Below are 17,925 nucleotides of genomic sequence, written 5' to 3'. Positions count from 1 at the left end.
AAGGTTGCTTGCACTTTGAGCACCCAGAACACCTTGTTCGATCCCACGACCACCGAATTGCTCCAGGGCGTGCACTCCGGTGATGCCCCGAAGTCGCTCTTCATCAACGGCCAGTGGGAGGCCGCCCAGGATGGCGAGACCCGCACCATTGTCTGCCCTGCCGATGGCTCTACCGTCGGCGTCGTCTCCGAGGCATCCGAGGCAGATACCCTGCGTGCCATCCAGGTTGCACGTGAAACATTCGATAAGGGCGAGTGGGCCGCAACGCCGTCCGCCGAGCGCGGCAAGATTGTCATCCGCCTGGCGGATTTCATCCGGGAACACAAGGAACTTTTTGCCCAAGCCGAATCCGCGGATACCGGCAAGCGCTACGAGGAATCCCTGGGCGATATGGACGATATTGCCAATGCTTTCGAGTACTTCGGCACCTTGGCCCAGCACCAAGCCGGCCGCGTGGTCGACCCGCAAGATCCCAACCTGCGCTCGCGCATCGACGCCGAGCCGGTGGGCGTCTGCGGCCTGATTACCCCGTGGAACTACCCGCTGCTGCAGGTGTCCTGGAAGGTGGGCCCAGCCCTTGCTGCCGGCAATACCTTCGTGCTCAAGCAGGCGGAGCTGACTCCGCACACCGCCATGCTGCTCATGGCGGCGCTGAAGGAATGCGGCCTGCCGGATGGCGTGGGCAACCTCATCACCGGCGCCGGCGCCAACTGCGGCAATCCGCTCTCCCAGCACCCCGACGTGGACATGGTCTCCTTCACCGGCGGCCTTATCACCGGCAAGCTGATTGCAAAGAACGCGGCAGAGACCGTCAAGCGCACCGCGCTGGAGCTCGGCGGCAAGAACCCGAACGTCATCTTCGCCGATGCCAACTTCGACGTCGCCGTGGATAACGCGCTCAACGGCGCCTTCTTCCACTCCGGCCAGGTCTGCTCCGCTGGCTCGCGCATCGTAGTGGAAGAGTCCCTGCACGATAAATTCGTTGCCGCACTGGTCGAGCGCGCCGAGAAGATCAAGATCGGTGGCCCCACCGATGAGAAGGCCGAGACCGGCCCGCTCATTTCGGCCGATCACCGCGAGAAGGTAGCAGCCTACGTGGACAAGGCCCGCGAACAAGGCGCCAAGATCCTCACCGGCGGCCGCGCCGCCACCAGCGAGGACACCAACGGCCAGCACGGCACCGGCACCACGGATCTGGGCCAGGGCGTGTACTACCTGCCCACGATTATCGATGGCGCTACCCGCGAGATGGACTGCGTCCACGACGAGGCCTTCGGTCCGACCGTGACCATCGAGACCTTCACCACTGAGGAGGAGGCCATCGAGATCGCAAACGATACCGAGTATGGCCTGGCCGGCGCGGTGTACACCTCCGATGCCGGCCGCGCCGAGCGCGTTGCCCGCGCCCTGCGCCACGGCACCATTTGGATCAATGATTTCCACCCGTACCTGCCGCAGGCGGAATGGGGCGGCTACAAGCAGTCCGGTAATGGCCGCGAGCTGGGCCCCACCGGCCTTGCCGAATACCAAGAGCACAAGCACGTGTACCAGAACCTGGCCCCTGCCGCATGGGATCAGTTCGGTCTGCAATAAGGCGCAAAAAATTATAAAGCCTAAGGCCCCTCGCTCATTGATGAGCCTGCGGGGCCTTAAAAACTATTCATTAACCCATTTTGCTGCTGTGTAATTCATCTCGATCACCGCGTTGGCAACTATAATCATGGCCTGTACTTGGCCAAATCTATTTTTTAGGATCTCTAATGAAAGATCTCAGCACCCTCGAATTAGAAATAGAGAACCCCAAAACACGAGCACTCCTCTCCGAAGTTATTAATTGCTATCATGCAGGCGCCCACCGTGCCTCACTAGTTTCGCTGTGGATCACAGTTGCCGTAGACCTTATCCATAAACTTCGATATCTGGCAGATACTGGCGATAATGAAGTGCGCAAGCACTTGGAAGGCTATGACACTGCTATTAGAGATAAAAACGTCACCCGAGCTCAAGAGTTCGAAAGGACACTCCTCAAGAAGTGCGAAGAAGAATTTAATCTTCTAACCCACCGGGAAAGAGAGGAACTCCAAAGGCTTAAGACAGATCGAGATTTGTGCGCTCATCCTGGCTTCATCGAGAATGATAAACTGTTTGAACCCGACGGAGAACTAGTACGCTCTCATATTATCGCCGCACATCGTGCAACATTCTCTCATCCACCGATAGCGGGTAAGGCTCAACTCGAACTATTCAAAAAAGAAATCTTAAGCGACGGTTGGCCCGACGATGAAGACTACTTTGTTGACCGTTTCTACCGGCATTCCACAAAATCGACACAACTGAATCTTTGCAAGCTCTTGATCAAGTGGAGCTTAAAATCCACTGCGGAGCTACCAGAGAAAGATCCGAGGGTAGGTTCACGGGCACGGTCATCAGCTTGTAGCCTGAGCACTGCAGCACCCGGTGATTTCGAAAGAGCTCTTAACAGCGTTCTTGCTAACTGGGAGAAAAGCGGAAAGCTAGATGACGCCACTCTTATTCGTGCTGTCGGGGCATACGGCTCACAGCAGACTTTTTGGGATACTATCCCCGGAACCGCCGAAAAACGTCTATCAACGGTAATCTCCGCAGCTAAAGACTCCGATCTCTTTTCAAAAGGTTACTTAGCTGGCGACCCTCCGCTCAAACAGAAATTTAGGGACCGCAGATCTCAACTAATCGACAATCTGGAAGCAAAGCAACTAGCTACATTACATAATTTAACTTCCGATCGTGAATCTTTAATTCAACGGGCTTTAGTGCTGGTCAGGGAATCTTGCAGTTTTCGTGATGCCGAGGCGAATCTTCGCGCTTTGGAACTTTTTGCTAAAGATTTAAAAAAGGATCATATAGAGACACTATTTCAGGCAATAAAGAACAATAAATACGATCAGGTTCGTCTAGCGGCGAGAACCGAAACAATTCTTATCAGCATCATTAAACAACAAGAAAATATAGATGCGTCACTGGATAATTGGAAGTCAATTGTCAACTGGCTTAGCGAACGTGGCTCAGAAGATTCAAATGATGACTACTTGTACTTAGATCTGTCAAAAGCCCTCAAGGATTTGAGTCACTAGTGACCGAGCATAACAGGCAGAGTAGTTTTGAAGTGAAACTCATCTAAACTCAGAAAACTTCACAAGCTTAATCATCCAAGCTTGGTTCCATGTACTAAGTAAAATTTGAGGCTTCGTAATTTATTTGAAAATCGCGAGCGCTTAATCCGTTTTCGCGATGTTCATCCTCGCATGTCACTCCAAGTCGACGGAACACATCAGCTAAGTAATTTTCGTTGTTCAAATCCTATTTGACTGCTTCTCGTGCAAGTTTGCACTGCTACTTAAACGCTCCAAACCTTTGGTGAACTTTCAAGAAAATTTTCAAAACTCTATAAATATTTGTCGCACAATATCGAGAACTCAGGTTCCTTTTCTCTCTTCTTCTAACTTACTTGTCGTTACAAAGGGATCGTCATTTACACTCCGGAGTATCAAAGGTTCGATGCTCGAAAGCAAGGCAGCCTAGCTTTGCGTGCGCGGCTTGATGGTCATCGTATCCACGTTGACGTGGGCCGGTTGGGCAGCAACCCAGCGGATGGCCTCGGCAATATCCTCTGCCACGAGGTTGAGCTGGCCGTCATACACCTTGGCCGCGCGTTTCTCATCGCCCTTGAAGCGCACCAAGGAAAAGTCCGTGGCCACGCGGCCAGGATCGATCTCGGTAACGCGCACATCGTGGTTTTCTAGGCGCAGCGCGCGAGAAATCACGCGCACGCCGTGCTTCGCGGTGTTATAGCCTGAACCGCCTTCGTACACCGTCCAGCCGGCAATGGAACCGACATTAATAATCAGCCCGGAAAGATCCGGCACCCGCTCTAACTTGGGCATGAGCGCCTGAATCATGCGCACGGTGCCGAGCACGTTGGTCTCGTACATCCACTGCCAGTCCTCAATGGAGGTATCGACAAGCGGCTCCAAGCCCTTGGCACCGCCGGCGTTATTGACCAAAAGATCTACGCGGTCGAGGTGGGAGACGAACTTGGAAACAGAAACATCGGAGGTAACGTCCAGCTCATAGGCCTCGCCACCGATTTCATTGGCAAGCTGCTGCAGGCGGTCTGTGCGGCGAGCTCCCACCACGACGTGCCAACCGTCCTTGGCCAAAGAGCGCGCGGTGGCCTCCCCAATACCAGAGGAGGCACCGGTTACTACTGCTACTTTCTTTTCAGTCATGCACCCCATGCTACGCAGCGCGCAGCACGGTGCAGGGCTTTTTCTACTGGAGTGCGTCCTCGAGCTCAGAAAGCAGGGAATTTGCGCGCTCGTAGGAGTCATCGCTGGGGCGGAATTCGCCGTCGTTCCAATCGGTAAAGATATTAAAGTCCAGCTGGTTGCGCAGCTGTGGCATGGAGAAGTTAGCCACGACATTGCGCCATGCCTCGACCGCGCGCACGCCGCCGACGGAACCATAGCCCACGAAGGCCACCGGCTTGCCCGCCCATTCCGCGCCGAGCGAGTCGTAAGCATTCTTGAACGCACCGGGCACGGAGTGGTTGTACTCCGGGGTCACGAAGACGAAGCCATCGCAGGCATCGACGGCCTTGGACCATTCCTGCACGTTGGCGTCATCGTACTGCTTATTCGCCGCACCCGGAACAACCTCGCTGGTGAGGATGGGGATATTGAACTTCTTGAGCTCCAACAGCTGGTACTCCACGCCATTCTCACGGCCTTGGGCGAGGTCGTTGACCCACTCGCCTACTGCCTGGCCTGCCGCCTTATCGCGGGTGGAACCGATGATGATGCCAATTCGGGACATAAGAAAAACCTCTTTTCTTCAACCTTTATGTAACCCGCCCTAGCCTACCGCGCTCGCCGAAACTTGTCTGATGGTGATATTGATTCTGCCTTCTTGCAGCCCGCATCCCTCCGGCAGCGTGCCATCATTTACCCGCACCACCCCGTGGTAGGCAAAGCGCTTCGGCCCGCCAAAGACCACCAAATCACCCGAGCACAGGGTCACATCGTCCCAGGGCTTGGTGCGATTTTCGGTATGGCCTATGCGGAAGAGGGCCTCATCCCCAATCGAAAGCGAAATCACGGGCGCGGGCGATTCCTCAGAGTCATCTACGTGCATGCCCATCGCCGAGCCGGGCGGATAATAATTCACCAGCGCCATCTCCGGCACGAAGTTATCCACCCATGGTTCCAGCTCCGGGGCAATCTGGGCCGCCTGTCGCAGCGCCGCCGGGGCCAATTCCCGCAGGCTATCCGGTACCGGCGGCACCCGCGTGCCTTCCATATTGTCCACGTACCGGTAGCTGGGATAATGCCAATACCGGCCAAGATGCAGCTGAAATACGCTCATCTGCCCACCCGATTTCAGCCGCGGCTGCACCATCGCCATCGGCGTATGCGCATACGCGCGAGCGATCTCCCGTGTCTCTTCTACCAGGGCCTTTTGCTTGCCGATGCCCACCCATCCCGGCACGTGCCCCACGCCCGGCGCGACGTACGCATTCGGCCGCGGCAGCGAATCAAAAAGCATGCCTCCACCCTAACCGCTAATCGGTTAGGCCACGCGCCCTCTACAATGGCCACCATGGATGAACAGAAGCTGCACGACCTGCAACGCTACGGCACTTGGGAGCGAATGACCGGTGGGCAGTGGCATCTGCCGGGCATGGGGGACATCGATAAGGAGCACCAGCGCACCTTTGGGTTGATTGGGCAGTTCAACGATCTGCACAACACCGATAAGGAGCAGGCGCAGGCAATCTTGCGGGAGATCTTGCCGGAGGAATCACACGTGCCGGGGGCGCACGCGCCGCTGAATATGGAATACGGTTGCAATATCGTCTGTGGGGAAGGCGTCTTCATCAACTTTGGCAGCAGCATATTGGCCCAGGCCAAGGTCACATTCGGGGACCGCGTGCTGATTGGGCCCAATTGCTCGTTTATTACGGTGGGCCACCCCGTTAACGATCACGCGATGCGCGAGGGCGGGTGGGAAATCGCCCACCCCATCACCGTGGGGCGCAATACGTGGTTTGGGGCCAATGCCACCGTCATGCCGGGGGTTACCATTGGTGAAAACTGCGTTATTGGTGCCGGCACGCTGGTGACCAAGGATATCCCGGATAATTCGCTGGTCCTGGGCACGCCCGGCCGCGTGGTGCGCACGCTGGACGGCGATGAGGATTCGTGGGAGCGCAAGGATTTGGACGGCCCCGTGGAAGGTTTTGGGGCCGCCAACTAAATGTTCGATCTCGCCAGCATCGGCGCGGGGCTGCCCGTAGCCGAGACCATCGATTCGCTGCCTCGCACCGGAAACGTCGTCATTCAGGCACCGCCCGGCACGGGTAAAACCACGCTCGTGCCACCAGCACTAGCCAATCATTCCGCAGGGCGCGGCAAGGTCATCGTCACCGCCCCGCGCCGCGTGGCCGTGCGCGCGGCCGCCCAGCGCTTGAGCACCCTCAGCGGCACCCCGGAGAAGGTCGGTTTCGCCATCCGCGGCGAATCCCGCACGGGAAGCGAGGTCGAATTCGTCACCCCGGGCGTGCTGCTGCGCCGCCTGCTAAAGGATCCGGAGCTCGAGGGCGTGGCCGCCGTAGCCATCGATGAGGTCCACGAGCGCCAGCTGGATACGGATCTGGTGCTCGGCATGTGCCTAGAACTGGCCGAGCTGCGCGAGGACTTCCGCGTCATCGCCATGTCCGCCACGGTAGACGCACAGCGCTTTTCCCAGCTCATGGGCGCGCCCGTCCACACCACCGAGGCGGTGACCTATCCCCTGGATATCCAGTACGCGCCGCAGCCGGGGCGCGCGGCGGGATCGCGGGAGTTTTACGGGGGCATCGCCAAGCAAGCGGCCCGCCAACACGAATCCACGCTGGTCTTCGTGCCCGGCGTGCGCGAGGTCAACCTGGTGTGCGAGGAGCTGCAGGGCCATAATGTTTTCCCGCTGCACGGCAAGCAGACCACCGCGGAGCAGGATGCCGCGCTTTATACCGATGAGCAGCGCATTGTGGTGGCGACATCCATCGCAGAGTCTTCGCTGACGGTGCCTGGCGTGCGCGTGGTGGTAGATGCGGGGCTGGCCCGCGTTCCCCGGCGCGATGCGCAGCGCGGTATGTCCGGTTTGGTAACGGTCTCCACGTCGAAGTCGAGCGCGGACCAGCGCGCGGGCCGTGCCGGGCGTGAGGCGCCAGGTACGGTCATTCGTTGCTATTCCCAGGACGATTACCAACACTTTTCCCCGCACACCACTCCGGAGATCCTGTCCGCGGATCTCACGCAGGCTGCGCTGTTTTTGGATTGTTGGGGCGCGGGCCCGGATTTCCCGCTGCTCGATCCGCCGCCCGCCCAGGCCCTTGCGGCCGCGCGCGCCACCCTCGAGCGCATTGGCGCGACGCAGGAGCTCGCCCTCCTGCCCACCGATCCCCGCCTCGGCGCGGCCCTTATCCGGCACGGCAGCCAGGCGGCGCCCACCATCGCCGCGCTTGCCGATGCCCCCACCAATACCACCGATCTCACCCGCCGCCCCGCACCGCAGAAGGAAGTCAAGCGCCTGTCCCGCCTGGTGGAGGATCTCGGCCCCGCAGACCCCGGCGAGGTCGTCGCCACCGCCTATCCCGAGCAGGTGGCCAAGCGCGTGGGTGAAGACTATCTGCTGGCCAGCGGCACTCGCGCCCGGCTGCTGGATAACTCCGGGCTGGCAGGCTCGCCGTGGCTCGCCATCGCGGAGGTCACCCTCTCCAATGCCGGAAACCCCATCATCCGCACCGCCGCGCGCATCGCAGAATCCGCCGCGCTGGATGCCATCGGCGTGACCGAAGAAACTCGCGCCTTCCTGCGTGGGGGCCGCGTGCGCGGGGTCAAGGTCCGGGCGGCCGGGGCGATTGTGTTGTCCGAAACCCCGGTCAAGGTCACTGGCGATGCCGCTGCGCAAGCCCTAGCCGCCGGCATCCGCGAAGAGGGCCTGGGCTTATTTACCTTCAGCGAGAAGGCCCAGAGCTTAAAAGATAGGCTCCGCCACCTGCACGCGCACTACGGCGATCCGTGGCCGGATGTCGATACCGCCGATCCCGCCGAGTGGCTCGGGCCCGAGCTGCACCAGATTGCCGCGGGAACCCCCACCGCCAAGATAGACATGTACCCCGCCCTGCAGCGCCTGCTCCCCTGGCCCGAAGCCACCCGCTTAGACGAGCTCGCACCTCAGCGCCTCCCAGTGCCCTCCGGCCGCGATGCCAAAATCGACTGGTCGGGCGAGCGCCCCGTGGTCCACATCAAGTTGCAGGAGTGCTTCGGCCTGGCCGAATCTCCGGAGTACTGCGGCAACCGCGTGCAATTTCACTTGCTCTCCCCCGCCGGCCGCCCGCTGGCGGTCACCGATGATCTTGCTAGCTTCTGGTCCGGCCCCTACGCCGGGGTGCGCGCCGATATGCGCGGACGCTACCCCAAGCACCCGTGGCCCGAGGATCCGTGGAATGCCATCGCCACCGCGCGGACCAAGAACCGGATGTAGCCTAACCCCACTGCTGCCAGGATAAATAGCAGCTCATGACCACTACCAAGGTAAGCAGGGCATAGCGGATAAACTTCGTCCCGCCGCTGAGCACCGTCCGCGCGCCCACCTGGGCGCCGAGGATATTGGCGGCGGCCAACGCGATACCAAGGGTCCACCACACGTGGCCGCCAAGGATAAAGGTCACCAGCGCGCCAAGGTTCGTGGCGGTATTGACCACCTTGGCCATCGCCGCGGATTTTAAGAAGTTCTGGGAGAAGATAAAGGTAAAGGCCATGATCAGGAACATGCCGGTTCCCGGGCCAAAGATGCCGTCATAAAAGGAGATGGCCGCGACCGCCACAAGCCCCGCCCAGGTGCGCCATCCGCCGCGGATGCCGGGTGACTCGGTGGTGCCGAAGCTCGGCTTAAAGGTCACGAAGACGCCCACCACCACTAACAGCACGATAATGAGCGGGCGCATGATGTCGCTATTTAGATTCGCCGCCACACTCGCGCCCAGCCCGGCGCACACGAGGGCGATGAGGGCGTAGCGAACGAGCTCTCCTGCCGGCGGGCCCACCCTGCGCGCCAAGGTCACGGCCGCCGATGCCGTGCCCGATACCGCCGCGAGCTTGTTGGTGGCCAGCGCCGTTGCCGGTGCCAGCCCCGGCACGACGGCAAGCAATAGCGGAATAAGCACGAGGCCTCCCCCGCCAATGACCGCGTCGATCCAGCCTGCCCCCGCCGCTCCCATAAGGAGCACCGCCCACTGCGCCACGTCGATATCCATGAGGAGATCATAAACCCCGCGGCGGGGAGGTCTAGACTCGATCGAGGACGAGCAGAAGATGGGAGAATACGTGGCTAAACGGCACTGGGGAATAAGCGTAGACACCCACACCATCCTGCGGTGGGGCATCGTCGTCCCCGTCTCCATCCTCTTGGGCTGGCTTTTTAGCATGTGGCACGTGCCGGCCGCGTGGATTTTGGCCGCGATCATCGCCTCTGGAGCCATGGCCCTTATCACCGGCGAAGACCTCAAGGTCAACCGCAAATTTTATGGTCTATCGCGCGGATTCATCGGCATCATGGCCGCGCTGCCGCTAACGGTGGTCTCCTTTGGCCAATTGGTGGGATACCTGCCGGCGGCCATAACCATGTCCTTTGTCACCATCGCGCTGGGCATCTTCTGCGGCGTCATGCTGCACCGCCAGCAGCCACGGGACGTCTCCTCCGAAACCGGCATCCTGTCCATGCTCCCCGGGGGTGCCTCGCTCATGCCCGCGCTTGCCGATGAACTCGGTGCCGACTACCGCTACGTCGCGCTCACCCAATACCTGCGGTTATTGATCGTTTCCGTATCCCTTCCCGCCGTCGTGACCTTCCTCGATACGCCTGCAGGAAGGGGCGGTGACTTAAGGCTGGAGGCGGAAACCACCTGGTGGATCATCGCACTAGTGCTCGTTATCGCGCTGGTCGGCGAAAGCCTTGGCAAATTCCTGCACCTGCCCGCCGCTGCGGTCCTCGGCCCGCTGATCTTGACGGTGCTGGCCTCGTTCTTCCTGCCGGAGGGCCATACGTTAGAGCCGATCTATGCCTTTAAGGTCATCGCCTTTTTATCCATCGGTTGGGTCTGCGGCGGCGGGCTGTCTCTCCCATCGCTCAAGGCCTTTGCTAAGCAGCTTCCCGCGACGATTCTTTTTATCGCCGCGGTCCTCGGCCTGTGTGCGGCCACGGCGTGGCCGCTGATGCACTGGCTCAATATCAGCTACTTCGAGGCCTACCTAGCTACTAGCCCCGGCGCGCTAGAGACCGTGCTCGCGCTCTCCGCGGAAGGCGGGGCTGGCCCCGTGGTTATCGCGGTGCAGCTTACCCGCCTCATCGCGGTGCTGGTCATTGCGGGGTACCTGCCGCAGCTCATTAGGGCCGTCGGCAAGTTTGCTAAAAGGCGCTAGCCGGCGCGTTTAGTTATTTAGCACGGCCTCGCGCAGCACCGACATGGGCACCGAGCCAAGAGCCAAGGCCTCGGAGTGGAATTCGCGGGCGCTCATGTCCTGCTCCTCGGCGGCGGCGCGGGTTTCTTGCCACAGGCGCTGGCCCAAGGCATAGGACGGGGCCTGGCCCGGCCAACCCAGGTAGCGGTTGACCTCAAAGTTGAGGTTCGCATCATCCATGGCGGTGTTTTCGCGCATGTAGGTCTTCACGTGGGCCTTATCCCACGCGCCGGATACGGTGCAGTCCGGTAGCTTCTTGCCCAGGTGCAATCCGATGTCCACCACGACGCGGGCCGCGCGCAGGCGCTGGGCATCGAGCAGCCCCATCCGCACGCCAGGATCGTCCATGTAACCCAGCTCGGCCATGAGCTGCTCGGCGTATAGGGCCCAGCCCTCGCCGTGGCCGGAGTTCCAGGTCACCGCGCGGCGCCACAGGTTCAGATCCTCTTGTACCAGGGCAGAACCCAGCTGCAGGTGGTGGCCCGGTACGCCCTCATGGTGCACGGTGGTCAGCTCCTGCCAGGTGTGGAAGGTGTCTTGGCCCTCCGGCACGGACCACCACATGCGGCCCGGGCGCGAGAAGTCATCGCTCGGCGGGGTGTAGAAGATGCCACCGGTACCCGCTGGGTCGATGCGGCACTCGATCTCTTCGACTTCTTCCGGAATGTCGAATTCCTTGCCGTTGAGCTCGGCGATGACCGCATCGGCCTTGCTCTGTATCCACTCCACCAAGGCATCAGTACCGCGCAGGGTATAGCGCTCCTCGTGGTTCAGCTTGCGCATGGCAGAGCGCACCGAGCACTCCGGGCCATAAAGCTCGTGCGCGATCTTTTCCTGTTCCCCGCGCAGGTAGCGCGCCTGGTCAAGGCCCCATTCATAGGCCTCGTCCAAGTCCACGGAATCGCCAACGAAAAGCTTGGAAAAGCGCTCGTAGCGCTCGCGGCCCACCGCGTCCTTATTAGAGGACTGCGGCTGCAGATCATTAGACAGCCAATCCGAGAACTCGCCAAAGGCCTCCTTGGCATTCTTCACCTCGGCGGAGTCGGGGGCGAGGCCGAGGCCCTCGAGCATGGAATCGGCATCGGCAAGCCGCTCGCACTGCACAATGACCTCAGAGATCTGGCGGTGCGGTGCCACCATGCCGTGGGAGGCCGCTTCCTTCAGGGACTCGCGGTAGCCATCGAGGGAGCCCTTGACCTTGGACAGACGGGAGCGAATGGCCTCGCGGTCCTCCTGGGTCTCCTGCGGCATAAGCAGCAGGGAATCCCGGATGGTCTGCACGGGCGAGGCAATATTATTAAGGCTGCGAATATCCTCGCCGTGGTGGTGCAAATCCAGATCTAAGCAGAGACGATCCCGCAAGACGGCGGCGGTGACATAATCCACGTCATCAAAGTCATCCTCATCATCGGATTCATCGGTGGTGTCATCCAAGGCATCCAGATCCGCAACCATATCGCGGGTGCGATCAGCGACAGCCTCAAAATAATCGGGGGAAAAATCCTGCAATTCGCCTTCAAAACCGTCAATGCCCCACGCGGTTGCATCTGTTGGGGATAGTTCGGCTAGGTCGTGAACGAAGTTATCGCACGAAGCGTCCAGTAGAGAGGGCTGGCGCTTAGCGGTCTGCTCAGAACTCATAAGAGGGAAGTCTAACCCTTTATCTTGTTGATAGGCCACCCAGCCCCACCCAAATGTTGCAAACTTGTTAGCTAATCGTTGTTCCACTTCGTGCCTGGGTAGTGCCACTGGGCAAAACCATCCAGCACGGCCGCGGGATTTTCCTCTATGAACAGCGCTTTTACAAAGCGGGGCAGGATGAAGCCCGCCTCGGCCATGGCGGCATACATGTCATAAAAGGGCTGCCAAAAGCCCTCCACGTCAACCAAGCCAACGGGCCCGCGAATGCTGCCCAGCTGTTGTTGGGTCAGTACCTCTGTTACTTCCTCCAACGTGCCCACGCCGCCGGGCAAACAGATAAAGGCGTCCGCCAGCTGCTCCATCCGGGTTTTCCGCTCGGCCATAGAATCCACTACCTCGAGGCGGGTCAAACCTGGATGGGAAATCTCTAAATCCACCAAGGATTGCGGCATGACGCCAGTGACGGTGCCGCCAGCCTGCAGGCAGGAATTGGCCACCTCGCGCATGAGGCCGATATTTCCGCCGCCATAGACCAAGTTCAGCCCGCGACGGGCAAGCTCGCCGCCCAAGTGTTGTGCCGCTGCGCTATAGCGCGGGCGAATTGCCCACGGCAGAGCCGCAATAAACCGCTACTGATCTCATGCGCCCCAGCATAGGGAATTTTTGGCCTACCTCCACCTTTAGACCATTCGGTACATACACCTATGAATATATTAGACAAAGCAGTCTGTGACACATATACTTTCTTTCATGATCAAACCTGGCCCCGTGTTCACCCGCCCCCGTACACCGGCTGCTAAGTGCCTTCACCTGGTGCGCCTGAACCCGATCATTACCCGTAGTGAGCTGGTAGAAGCCACCGGACTCTCCCAGCCCACCATTACCCGCGCTACCACCGCGCTCCTCAACGCAGGACTCATCCAAGAGCGCACCGACCTCACCCAATCCCAGGGCCGAGGCCGCCCTACGGTCCCCCTCGAGGCCGCGGATAATAACTGGGTGCTCGGCGGCATCGCCGTCGGCACCTCCGAGACCTATATCGGCCTCTATGACATCAAGGGCCGCACCATTTCGGAGGAAGAGATTGCCACTCCTGTCGCCCGCCTGACGGAGGAAGACTTTCTTGAACACATCATGGCCGGCATCAACCGCATGATGACGGGCCTGGATCGCCGCCTCGTGGCCTTGGGGATTACCACCTCGGGCACTGTGGACGAAGAGGGCCTGGTCACGGCGGATAATCTGGGATGGCACGGCGTGGATATCGCGGAGCGCTTGCGCTTCCAATTTAGCGTTCCCGTGGTGGTTACCTCCGCCATTTCCGCCATTTTGGGCTCGGAGACGCAGGCCGCCGAGATTGGTACGAACGAGCGCGTGCTCCTGCTCTTCGCGGATGATTCTTTAGGATCGGCGCTATCCGCCGATGACGAGGTAAATTCCATCATCCCACTGCCACAAACCCGCTCTGACCTACTGGGGCACGGCGCTTCCGAACACCTCTTGGCCACCCAGTCCATCCTGGAGGCCGTGCGCCGGCACGGCATCGAGGTCAACACCCTGCCCGAGGTCGCGACCATCGCCGAATCCAATTCAGCCGTGCGCGCCATTTTGGATGAGCGCGCCCGCCAGCTGGGCCAGATTACGGCGGAGATGGTCCGCGAATACTCGCCGAAAACCGTGGTCATTGCCGGCGGGGCCTTTACCGGCGATTCCCGCGCGCCCCAGCTTTTTGCCTCCACCGTCCGCGATTCCACCTCGGATGAACTGGAACTGCGCATGATCCCAAGCCACAAAGAAATCGTGCGCGCCGTCGCCCGTACCGTGGCTACCGATCAGCTATTGCGCGAACCATTGGAGCTGGGCCGCTCACTCCAGACCGCGTAAAACCTCGCGCGCGGAGTCGATCCCGGTAAACAGGTGGGCTTGCAACCCGCAATAAGTGGCGCCCTCGATGTAGTCGATGCGGTCATCGAAAAAATGCGTGTCCTTGGGCTGCGCCGCTAGCGCGTCTACCGCCACTCGGTAGGCCTCTGGGTGCGGCTTGGCCACCCCGATATCGCAGCTCAACGTTACCGCCGCGCACTCTGCCAACCACGGGTGCTGCGCGCGCACCTGTTTCGCCAAGGTCGTGGGGATATTGGATAAAATCCCCACGCTAAAGCCCTCCCCGATGAGCCCTCTGACCAGCGCTACCACCTCTGGGTCCGCCTCAAGCAGGTACTGGTTCTCGCAGGCCACGGCCCCAGCGCAGTCAATGGGCCCCATTCCCGCGCGGGCGGCTATCTCATTCCAGTAGTGACTATCACTAAAAATTCCGGCATCGTAATCCGGCCGGAAATAGTTATAGGCCTCCCAGAAGGCCTCCGGGTTCGCAGGCTCGAGGAAGCGCTCTAGTTCAGCGTGCGCTTCCGGCGTGGCGGGGCGCAGCAGCACGCCGTATAGATCAAACAGCAACTTCGGCATAATGCGTCCAGTTTATGCGCGCCTAGTAGCTTGGGTCTGCACGGCCACAATCCCTACCGCGGTGCCGGCGATAAAAATCACCAGCGCCAGCGTCGCCTGCGCCATCGGCAAAACGATGAGCACGGCCAGCGAAGCCAAAATCAGCATTCCACTCAGGGAATATAGGGAGCGGTTGACCAGCCCGCGCTTACCGATGACCCCACACGCCAGCATCACCACCCCCGCAAACGGGCTCAGCATAAGCGCTGCGGTGGTCAAAAAGATGCCGAGGGTGACGTGGCTTGAGATGACCGCAGCCCCAATGATGAGGCTTAATGCCAATACCGCCAGGGTGGCGGAGAGGGTTGTTTTGAGGTGTCCAGACATACGTCAATCCTCCCACAGCAGCGCAGTGCCATGGGAGGATTGATTTAAATCTTGATGTGTTTGTTATTCACAACTTAGGAGTTGCGGTTAGCCAAACGGGAATCGATGCGCAGCAGGCCAGCGCCATCGTTGCCCACCAGCTTGATCTGGTCGATGATCTCAGAAACGGTGTCCTCTTCCTCGATCTGCTCAGCCAAGAACCAGTCAATGAGCTGACGGGAGTCCAGGTCCTGGATGTCAAGGGCAACGCGGGCGATCTCGCGGATCTGCTCGGAGACCTTCTGCTCGTGTGCCAAGGAAGCCTCGAACGCATCCAGCGGGGTGGCAGCCTTGATGGAGCCAACCGGGATATCGTTGAGCTCTACGCGGTAGCCGCGTGCCAAGAGGTGATCCGCAAGCTTCTGTGCGTGAACGCGCTCTTCGCCAGCCTGAGCCATGAACCAATCGCGCATGCCCGGGAAGGACAGGTTGTCCATCTCGTAGGCCAGCTGGGTGTAGACCATAGCGGCGCCGTGCTCGTTAATGACCTGATTGTTTAGCAGGGTTTGCAGCTTCTCATCCATTGCTAAATCCTTTCTGTAGGAATCAATTAATTGGTTGTAGGCACTACAATACCCAAATAAAATCTCCCGTCTAGCAAGGCATGCTTAATCAAACCCGCACCTCAGGGGCATTTTTCAGATTGGATCACCTAAGTTAGTTAAGACAAAGCTGCTCCACGGCCCGAAGTTAATATCGCCTAATAGTTCGAGGTCATCGCCCTAAACGGCCAACCTCGCCGCGCTAGCCCACTCCATCCGACCCCCTACAGCCAGTACGCCCCCGCATATCAGATTTGCAATGTGATATTAATCACCCAGTTGCCCACTCAGGCGTTCTAGGCGCTGCGCGCTCGCCCCATCGAGGCCCCGAAACTCCACCTCAATGCCGCGATCCGCGTACTTTTTCTGCACCGCATCCAGCGTCGCCACCGTCGAGGCATCCCAGACCTCGGCATCGGAAAGGTCCACCACCACGAAGTCCGTATCGAGCGTGTAATCGAAGGCGTAGACCAAATCATTCGAGGAGGCGAAGAAGAGCTGGCCATGCACCACGTAGGTATATCCATCTACCAACTCAACCTCCACGAGGTGTGCCACCCGGCGGGCAAAGCCAACCGATGCCGCCACCACGCCTAATACCACACCCACCGCGAGGTTATGCGTAGCCAGCGTGCCCGCGACCGTCAGCAGCATGACGAGGATTTCAGAAAGCGGCATCAACTTCAGCGTGCGCGGGCGGATGGAATGCCAATTCACCGTCGTCGCCGCCACGAGGATCATCACCGCGACCAGCGCGGCCATCGGAATGCGGCCTACGGCCTCGCCAAAAAGCAGGCACAGCACGAGGAGGAAGGCGCCGGCGAGGAACGTCGACAAGCGCGTGCGCGCCTGGGATACCTTGACGCCGATCATCGTCTGGCCAATCATCGCGCACACGCCCATACCGCCAATGGCTGCGGCCAATATATTGCCAATGCCCTGGCCAAAGGACTCGCGGGTCTTATCGGAATGGGTATCCGTGATGTCATCGACAAGCTTTGCCGTTAGCAGCGATTCCATCAGGCCCACCAGCGCCATCCCAAAGGCGTAGGGCGCAATTACCTGCAGGGTCTCCAGGTTCCACGGAATATCCGGAATGAAAAGGCCCGGCAGCGTCGTGGGCAGCTCGCCCTGGTCCGCCACATCCGGCACCTTCCACCCCGCCGCGACGGCGATGAGGCTTACCACCACGATGGTCACTAGCGGCGCCGGAATTACCTGGGTAAACCGCGGCAAAACGATCATGATGGCTAGGCCTATAGCCACCAGCACGTAGACCATCCAGGGGACATCGATAAGGTGCGGCAGCTGCGCGGTAAACATCATAATTCCCAGCGCATTGACGAATCCGGTCATCACCGAACGCGGGATAAAGCGCATGAGCTTGGCGATGCCCACCCACGCCAACAGCACCTGGATGATACCGGCCGCAAGCACCGCCGCCACCACGTAATCATGCCCATATTCGTGCGCGAGCGGGGCCACCACCAGGGCTACCGCGCCCGCCGCCGCGGAAATCATGGCGGGCCGCCCGCCGGTAAAGGCGATGGCCATCGCCATAATCACCGAAGAATACAGCCCCACCCGCGGGTCGAGGCCGGCGAGAATGGAAAAGCTTAAAACTTCCGGGATCAAAGCAAGCGCCACCGCCAGTCCGCCAAGGACCTCCTTGCGCAAACGCGCAGGTGAGGAAAATGCAAAGCGGAAACTGGCGATGACGCCGGTGGGTGCAGGCTGCTCGTTAATCACGCCTGCACATATTAGTAGCTACTACGAGCCTTCCTGAAAGGAGCCATCCGCCGTGATCACCGGCAGCACCGACCAGGCAAAGTTGATCCACTTATCCGTCTTCTTCCACGAATAATCCGGCTCAAAGATGGTCTTCGGCTTGGTATAGACCACAGCGGAACGCACCTCATCGGCGGTTTCTTCCAAAAAGTTCACCACTAGATCCAGGGTCTTGCCGGAATCGGCCACGTCATCAACGACGAGCACCTTCTTACCCTTAAGGGAATCCGTATCCAACTGCGGGGACAAGATGATCGGCTCATCCAAGGTCTGGCCAATATCGGTGTAGAACTCCACGTTGATAGCGCCCATGGCCTTGACCCCGATGGCATAACCAATGGCACCGGCTGGGATCAGTCCGCCGCGGGCAACACCCACGATCAAGTCAGGAAACCAACCGGATTCCACGATTTGCTCCGAAAGATTCCGGCTCGCTTCGCCGAAGACTTCCCAGGTGAGGTTCTCCCGGTCCGGGTGGATCCAATTCTCAGTCACGATTGCGCGGCTCCTTTTGCGTCATGGGCTTTCTTTGTAGTTTAACTAGC

General features: G+C 59.8%; 16 protein-coding genes and 1 pseudogene. 6 read left to right on the top strand and 11 right to left on the bottom strand.

All coding sequences use genetic code 11. From position 1 onward, the window contains the following. Positions 1–15 precede the first annotated feature (15 nt). Positions 16–1,593, top strand: coding sequence for an aldehyde dehydrogenase family protein (locus tag ACLI1Q_RS00490; protein ID WP_239269666.1), 1,578 nt, complete (start codon positions 16–18; stop codon positions 1,591–1,593). A gap of 167 nt (positions 1,594–1,760) precedes the next feature. Continuing rightward, positions 1,761–3,113, top strand: coding sequence for a hypothetical protein (locus tag ACLI1Q_RS00485; RefSeq protein WP_284772149.1), 1,353 nt, complete (start codon positions 1,761–1,763; stop codon positions 3,111–3,113). A gap of 444 nt (positions 3,114–3,557) precedes the next feature. Here ACLI1Q_RS00485 and ACLI1Q_RS00480 read toward each other — a convergent pair whose 3' ends face one another. From ACLI1Q_RS00480 to ACLI1Q_RS00470, 3 genes are read right to left on the bottom strand one after another with little or no spacing between them, the layout of a single operon-like run. Then, complete coding sequence (locus ACLI1Q_RS00480; RefSeq protein WP_237792272.1) at positions 3,558–4,277, bottom strand: SDR family oxidoreductase; 720 nt, start codon at positions 4,275–4,277, stop codon at positions 3,558–3,560. A gap of 34 nt (positions 4,278–4,311) precedes the next feature. After that, complete coding sequence (locus ACLI1Q_RS00475; RefSeq protein ID WP_284772148.1) at positions 4,312–4,854, bottom strand: NADPH-dependent FMN reductase; 543 nt, start codon at positions 4,852–4,854, stop codon at positions 4,312–4,314. Positions 4,855–4,893: 39 nt separating this feature from the next. Next, complete coding sequence (locus ACLI1Q_RS00470) at positions 4,894–5,583, bottom strand: alpha-ketoglutarate-dependent dioxygenase AlkB family protein (RefSeq protein ID WP_239269669.1); 690 nt, start codon at positions 5,581–5,583, stop codon at positions 4,894–4,896. A 45-nt stretch (positions 5,584–5,628) separates the two neighbouring features. On the opposite strand from ACLI1Q_RS00470, the gene ACLI1Q_RS00465 reads away from it, so the two are divergent. Next, positions 5,629–6,294 carry a sugar O-acetyltransferase gene (locus ACLI1Q_RS00465; protein ID WP_239269670.1) on the top strand — a complete coding sequence of 222 codons (666 nt, stop codon included), beginning with the start codon at positions 5,629–5,631 and terminating at the stop codon, positions 6,292–6,294. Beyond that, complete coding sequence (locus ACLI1Q_RS00460; RefSeq protein ID WP_239269671.1) at positions 6,295–8,565, top strand: ATP-dependent RNA helicase; 2,271 nt, start codon at positions 6,295–6,297, stop codon at positions 8,563–8,565. Position 8,566: 1 nt separating this feature from the next. Here the strand turns inward: ACLI1Q_RS00460 and ACLI1Q_RS00455 are convergent, their stop codons facing one another. Further along, positions 8,567–9,337 carry a TSUP family transporter gene (locus ACLI1Q_RS00455; protein ID WP_239269672.1) on the bottom strand — a complete coding sequence of 257 codons (771 nt, stop codon included), beginning with the start codon at positions 9,335–9,337 and terminating at the stop codon, positions 8,567–8,569. Between the two features lie 58 nt (positions 9,338–9,395). Between ACLI1Q_RS00455 and ACLI1Q_RS00450 the strand changes: the two genes are divergently transcribed. Continuing rightward, the gene (locus ACLI1Q_RS00450; protein ID WP_239269673.1) at positions 9,396–10,502 is read left to right on the top strand and encodes an AbrB family transcriptional regulator; all 1,107 of its coding nucleotides are present in this window, start codon (positions 9,396–9,398) and stop codon (positions 10,500–10,502) included. Between the two features lie 9 nt (positions 10,503–10,511). On the opposite strand, the gene ACLI1Q_RS00445 is transcribed toward ACLI1Q_RS00450, so the two are convergent. Beyond that, positions 10,512–12,182: a DUF885 domain-containing protein gene (locus tag ACLI1Q_RS00445; RefSeq protein ID WP_411697019.1), complete on the bottom strand. Its 1,671-nt coding sequence runs from the start codon at positions 12,180–12,182 to the stop codon at positions 10,512–10,514. 71 nt (positions 12,183–12,253) lie between these two features. Then, a pseudogene (locus ACLI1Q_RS00440) lies at positions 12,254–12,836 on the bottom strand (TIGR00730 family Rossman fold protein). A 96-nt stretch (positions 12,837–12,932) separates the two neighbouring features. Here ACLI1Q_RS00440 and ACLI1Q_RS00435 point away from each other — a divergent pair. After that, the gene (locus tag ACLI1Q_RS00435; RefSeq protein WP_239269676.1) at positions 12,933–14,066 is read left to right on the top strand and encodes an ROK family transcriptional regulator; all 1,134 of its coding nucleotides are present in this window, start codon (positions 12,933–12,935) and stop codon (positions 14,064–14,066) included. On the opposite strand, the gene ACLI1Q_RS00430 is transcribed toward ACLI1Q_RS00435, so the two are convergent. From ACLI1Q_RS00430 to ACLI1Q_RS00410, 5 genes are all read right to left on the bottom strand, one after another. Beyond that, positions 14,049–14,645: an HAD-IA family hydrolase gene (locus ACLI1Q_RS00430; protein ID WP_239269677.1), complete on the bottom strand. Its 597-nt coding sequence runs from the start codon at positions 14,643–14,645 to the stop codon at positions 14,049–14,051. The genes ACLI1Q_RS00435 and ACLI1Q_RS00430 overlap by 18 nt on opposite strands. Before the next feature lie 12 nt (positions 14,646–14,657). Next, positions 14,658–15,011, bottom strand: coding sequence for a hypothetical protein (locus ACLI1Q_RS00425; protein ID WP_239269678.1), 354 nt, complete (start codon positions 15,009–15,011; stop codon positions 14,658–14,660). Positions 15,012–15,085: 74 nt separating this feature from the next. Beyond that, a complete protein-coding gene (locus ACLI1Q_RS00420; RefSeq protein ID WP_023016464.1) occupies positions 15,086–15,574 on the bottom strand; it encodes a ferritin in 489 nt (162 codons plus the stop codon). A 285-nt stretch (positions 15,575–15,859) separates the two neighbouring features. After that, positions 15,860–17,341: a SulP family inorganic anion transporter gene (locus ACLI1Q_RS00415; RefSeq protein ID WP_239275735.1), complete on the bottom strand. Its 1,482-nt coding sequence runs from the start codon at positions 17,339–17,341 to the stop codon at positions 15,860–15,862. Positions 17,342–17,362: 21 nt separating this feature from the next. Next, complete coding sequence (locus tag ACLI1Q_RS00410) at positions 17,363–17,875, bottom strand: phosphoribosyltransferase (RefSeq protein WP_005276176.1); 513 nt, start codon at positions 17,873–17,875, stop codon at positions 17,363–17,365. Positions 17,876–17,925: the final 50 nt, after the last annotated feature.

The organism is Corynebacterium limaceinasi, assembly GCF_046717465.1.
GTDB lineage: Bacteria > Actinomycetota > Actinomycetes > Mycobacteriales > Mycobacteriaceae > Corynebacterium.
The sequence above is the reverse complement of the archived record's forward strand: the minus strand, read 5'-3'. Positions and strand labels throughout refer to the sequence as shown.

Excerpts from the sequence above, each read along its gene's own strand:
- ACLI1Q_RS00435 (WP_239269676.1), top strand. The coding sequence starts at position 12,933 with ATGATCAAACCTGGCCCCGTGTTCACCCGCCCCCGTACACCGGCTGCT.
- ACLI1Q_RS00430 (WP_239269677.1), bottom strand. The coding sequence starts at position 14,645 with ATGCCGAAGTTGCTGTTTGATCTATACGGCGTGCTGCTGCGCCCCGCC.
- ACLI1Q_RS00450 (WP_239269673.1), top strand. The coding sequence starts at position 9,396 with ATGGGAGAATACGTGGCTAAACGGCACTGGGGAATAAGCGTAGACACC.
- ACLI1Q_RS00420 (WP_023016464.1), bottom strand. The coding sequence starts at position 15,574 with ATGGATGAGAAGCTGCAAACCCTGCTAAACAATCAGGTCATTAACGAG.
- ACLI1Q_RS00460 (WP_239269671.1), top strand. The coding sequence starts at position 6,295 with ATGTTCGATCTCGCCAGCATCGGCGCGGGGCTGCCCGTAGCCGAGACC.
- ACLI1Q_RS00480 (WP_237792272.1), bottom strand. The coding sequence starts at position 4,277 with ATGGGGTGCATGACTGAAAAGAAAGTAGCAGTAGTAACCGGTGCCTCC.
- ACLI1Q_RS00425 (WP_239269678.1), bottom strand. The coding sequence starts at position 15,011 with ATGTCTGGACACCTCAAAACAACCCTCTCCGCCACCCTGGCGGTATTG.
- ACLI1Q_RS00445 (WP_411697019.1), bottom strand. The coding sequence starts at position 12,182 with ATGAGTTCTGAGCAGACCGCTAAGCGCCAGCCCTCTCTACTGGACGCT.
- ACLI1Q_RS00485 (WP_284772149.1), top strand. The coding sequence starts at position 1,761 with ATGAAAGATCTCAGCACCCTCGAATTAGAAATAGAGAACCCCAAAACA.
- ACLI1Q_RS00470 (WP_239269669.1), bottom strand. The coding sequence starts at position 5,583 with ATGCTTTTTGATTCGCTGCCGCGGCCGAATGCGTACGTCGCGCCGGGC.
- ACLI1Q_RS00475 (WP_284772148.1), bottom strand. The coding sequence starts at position 4,854 with ATGTCCCGAATTGGCATCATCATCGGTTCCACCCGCGATAAGGCGGCA.
- ACLI1Q_RS00465 (WP_239269670.1), top strand. The coding sequence starts at position 5,629 with ATGGCCACCATGGATGAACAGAAGCTGCACGACCTGCAACGCTACGGC.
- ACLI1Q_RS00455 (WP_239269672.1), bottom strand. The coding sequence starts at position 9,337 with ATGGATATCGACGTGGCGCAGTGGGCGGTGCTCCTTATGGGAGCGGCG.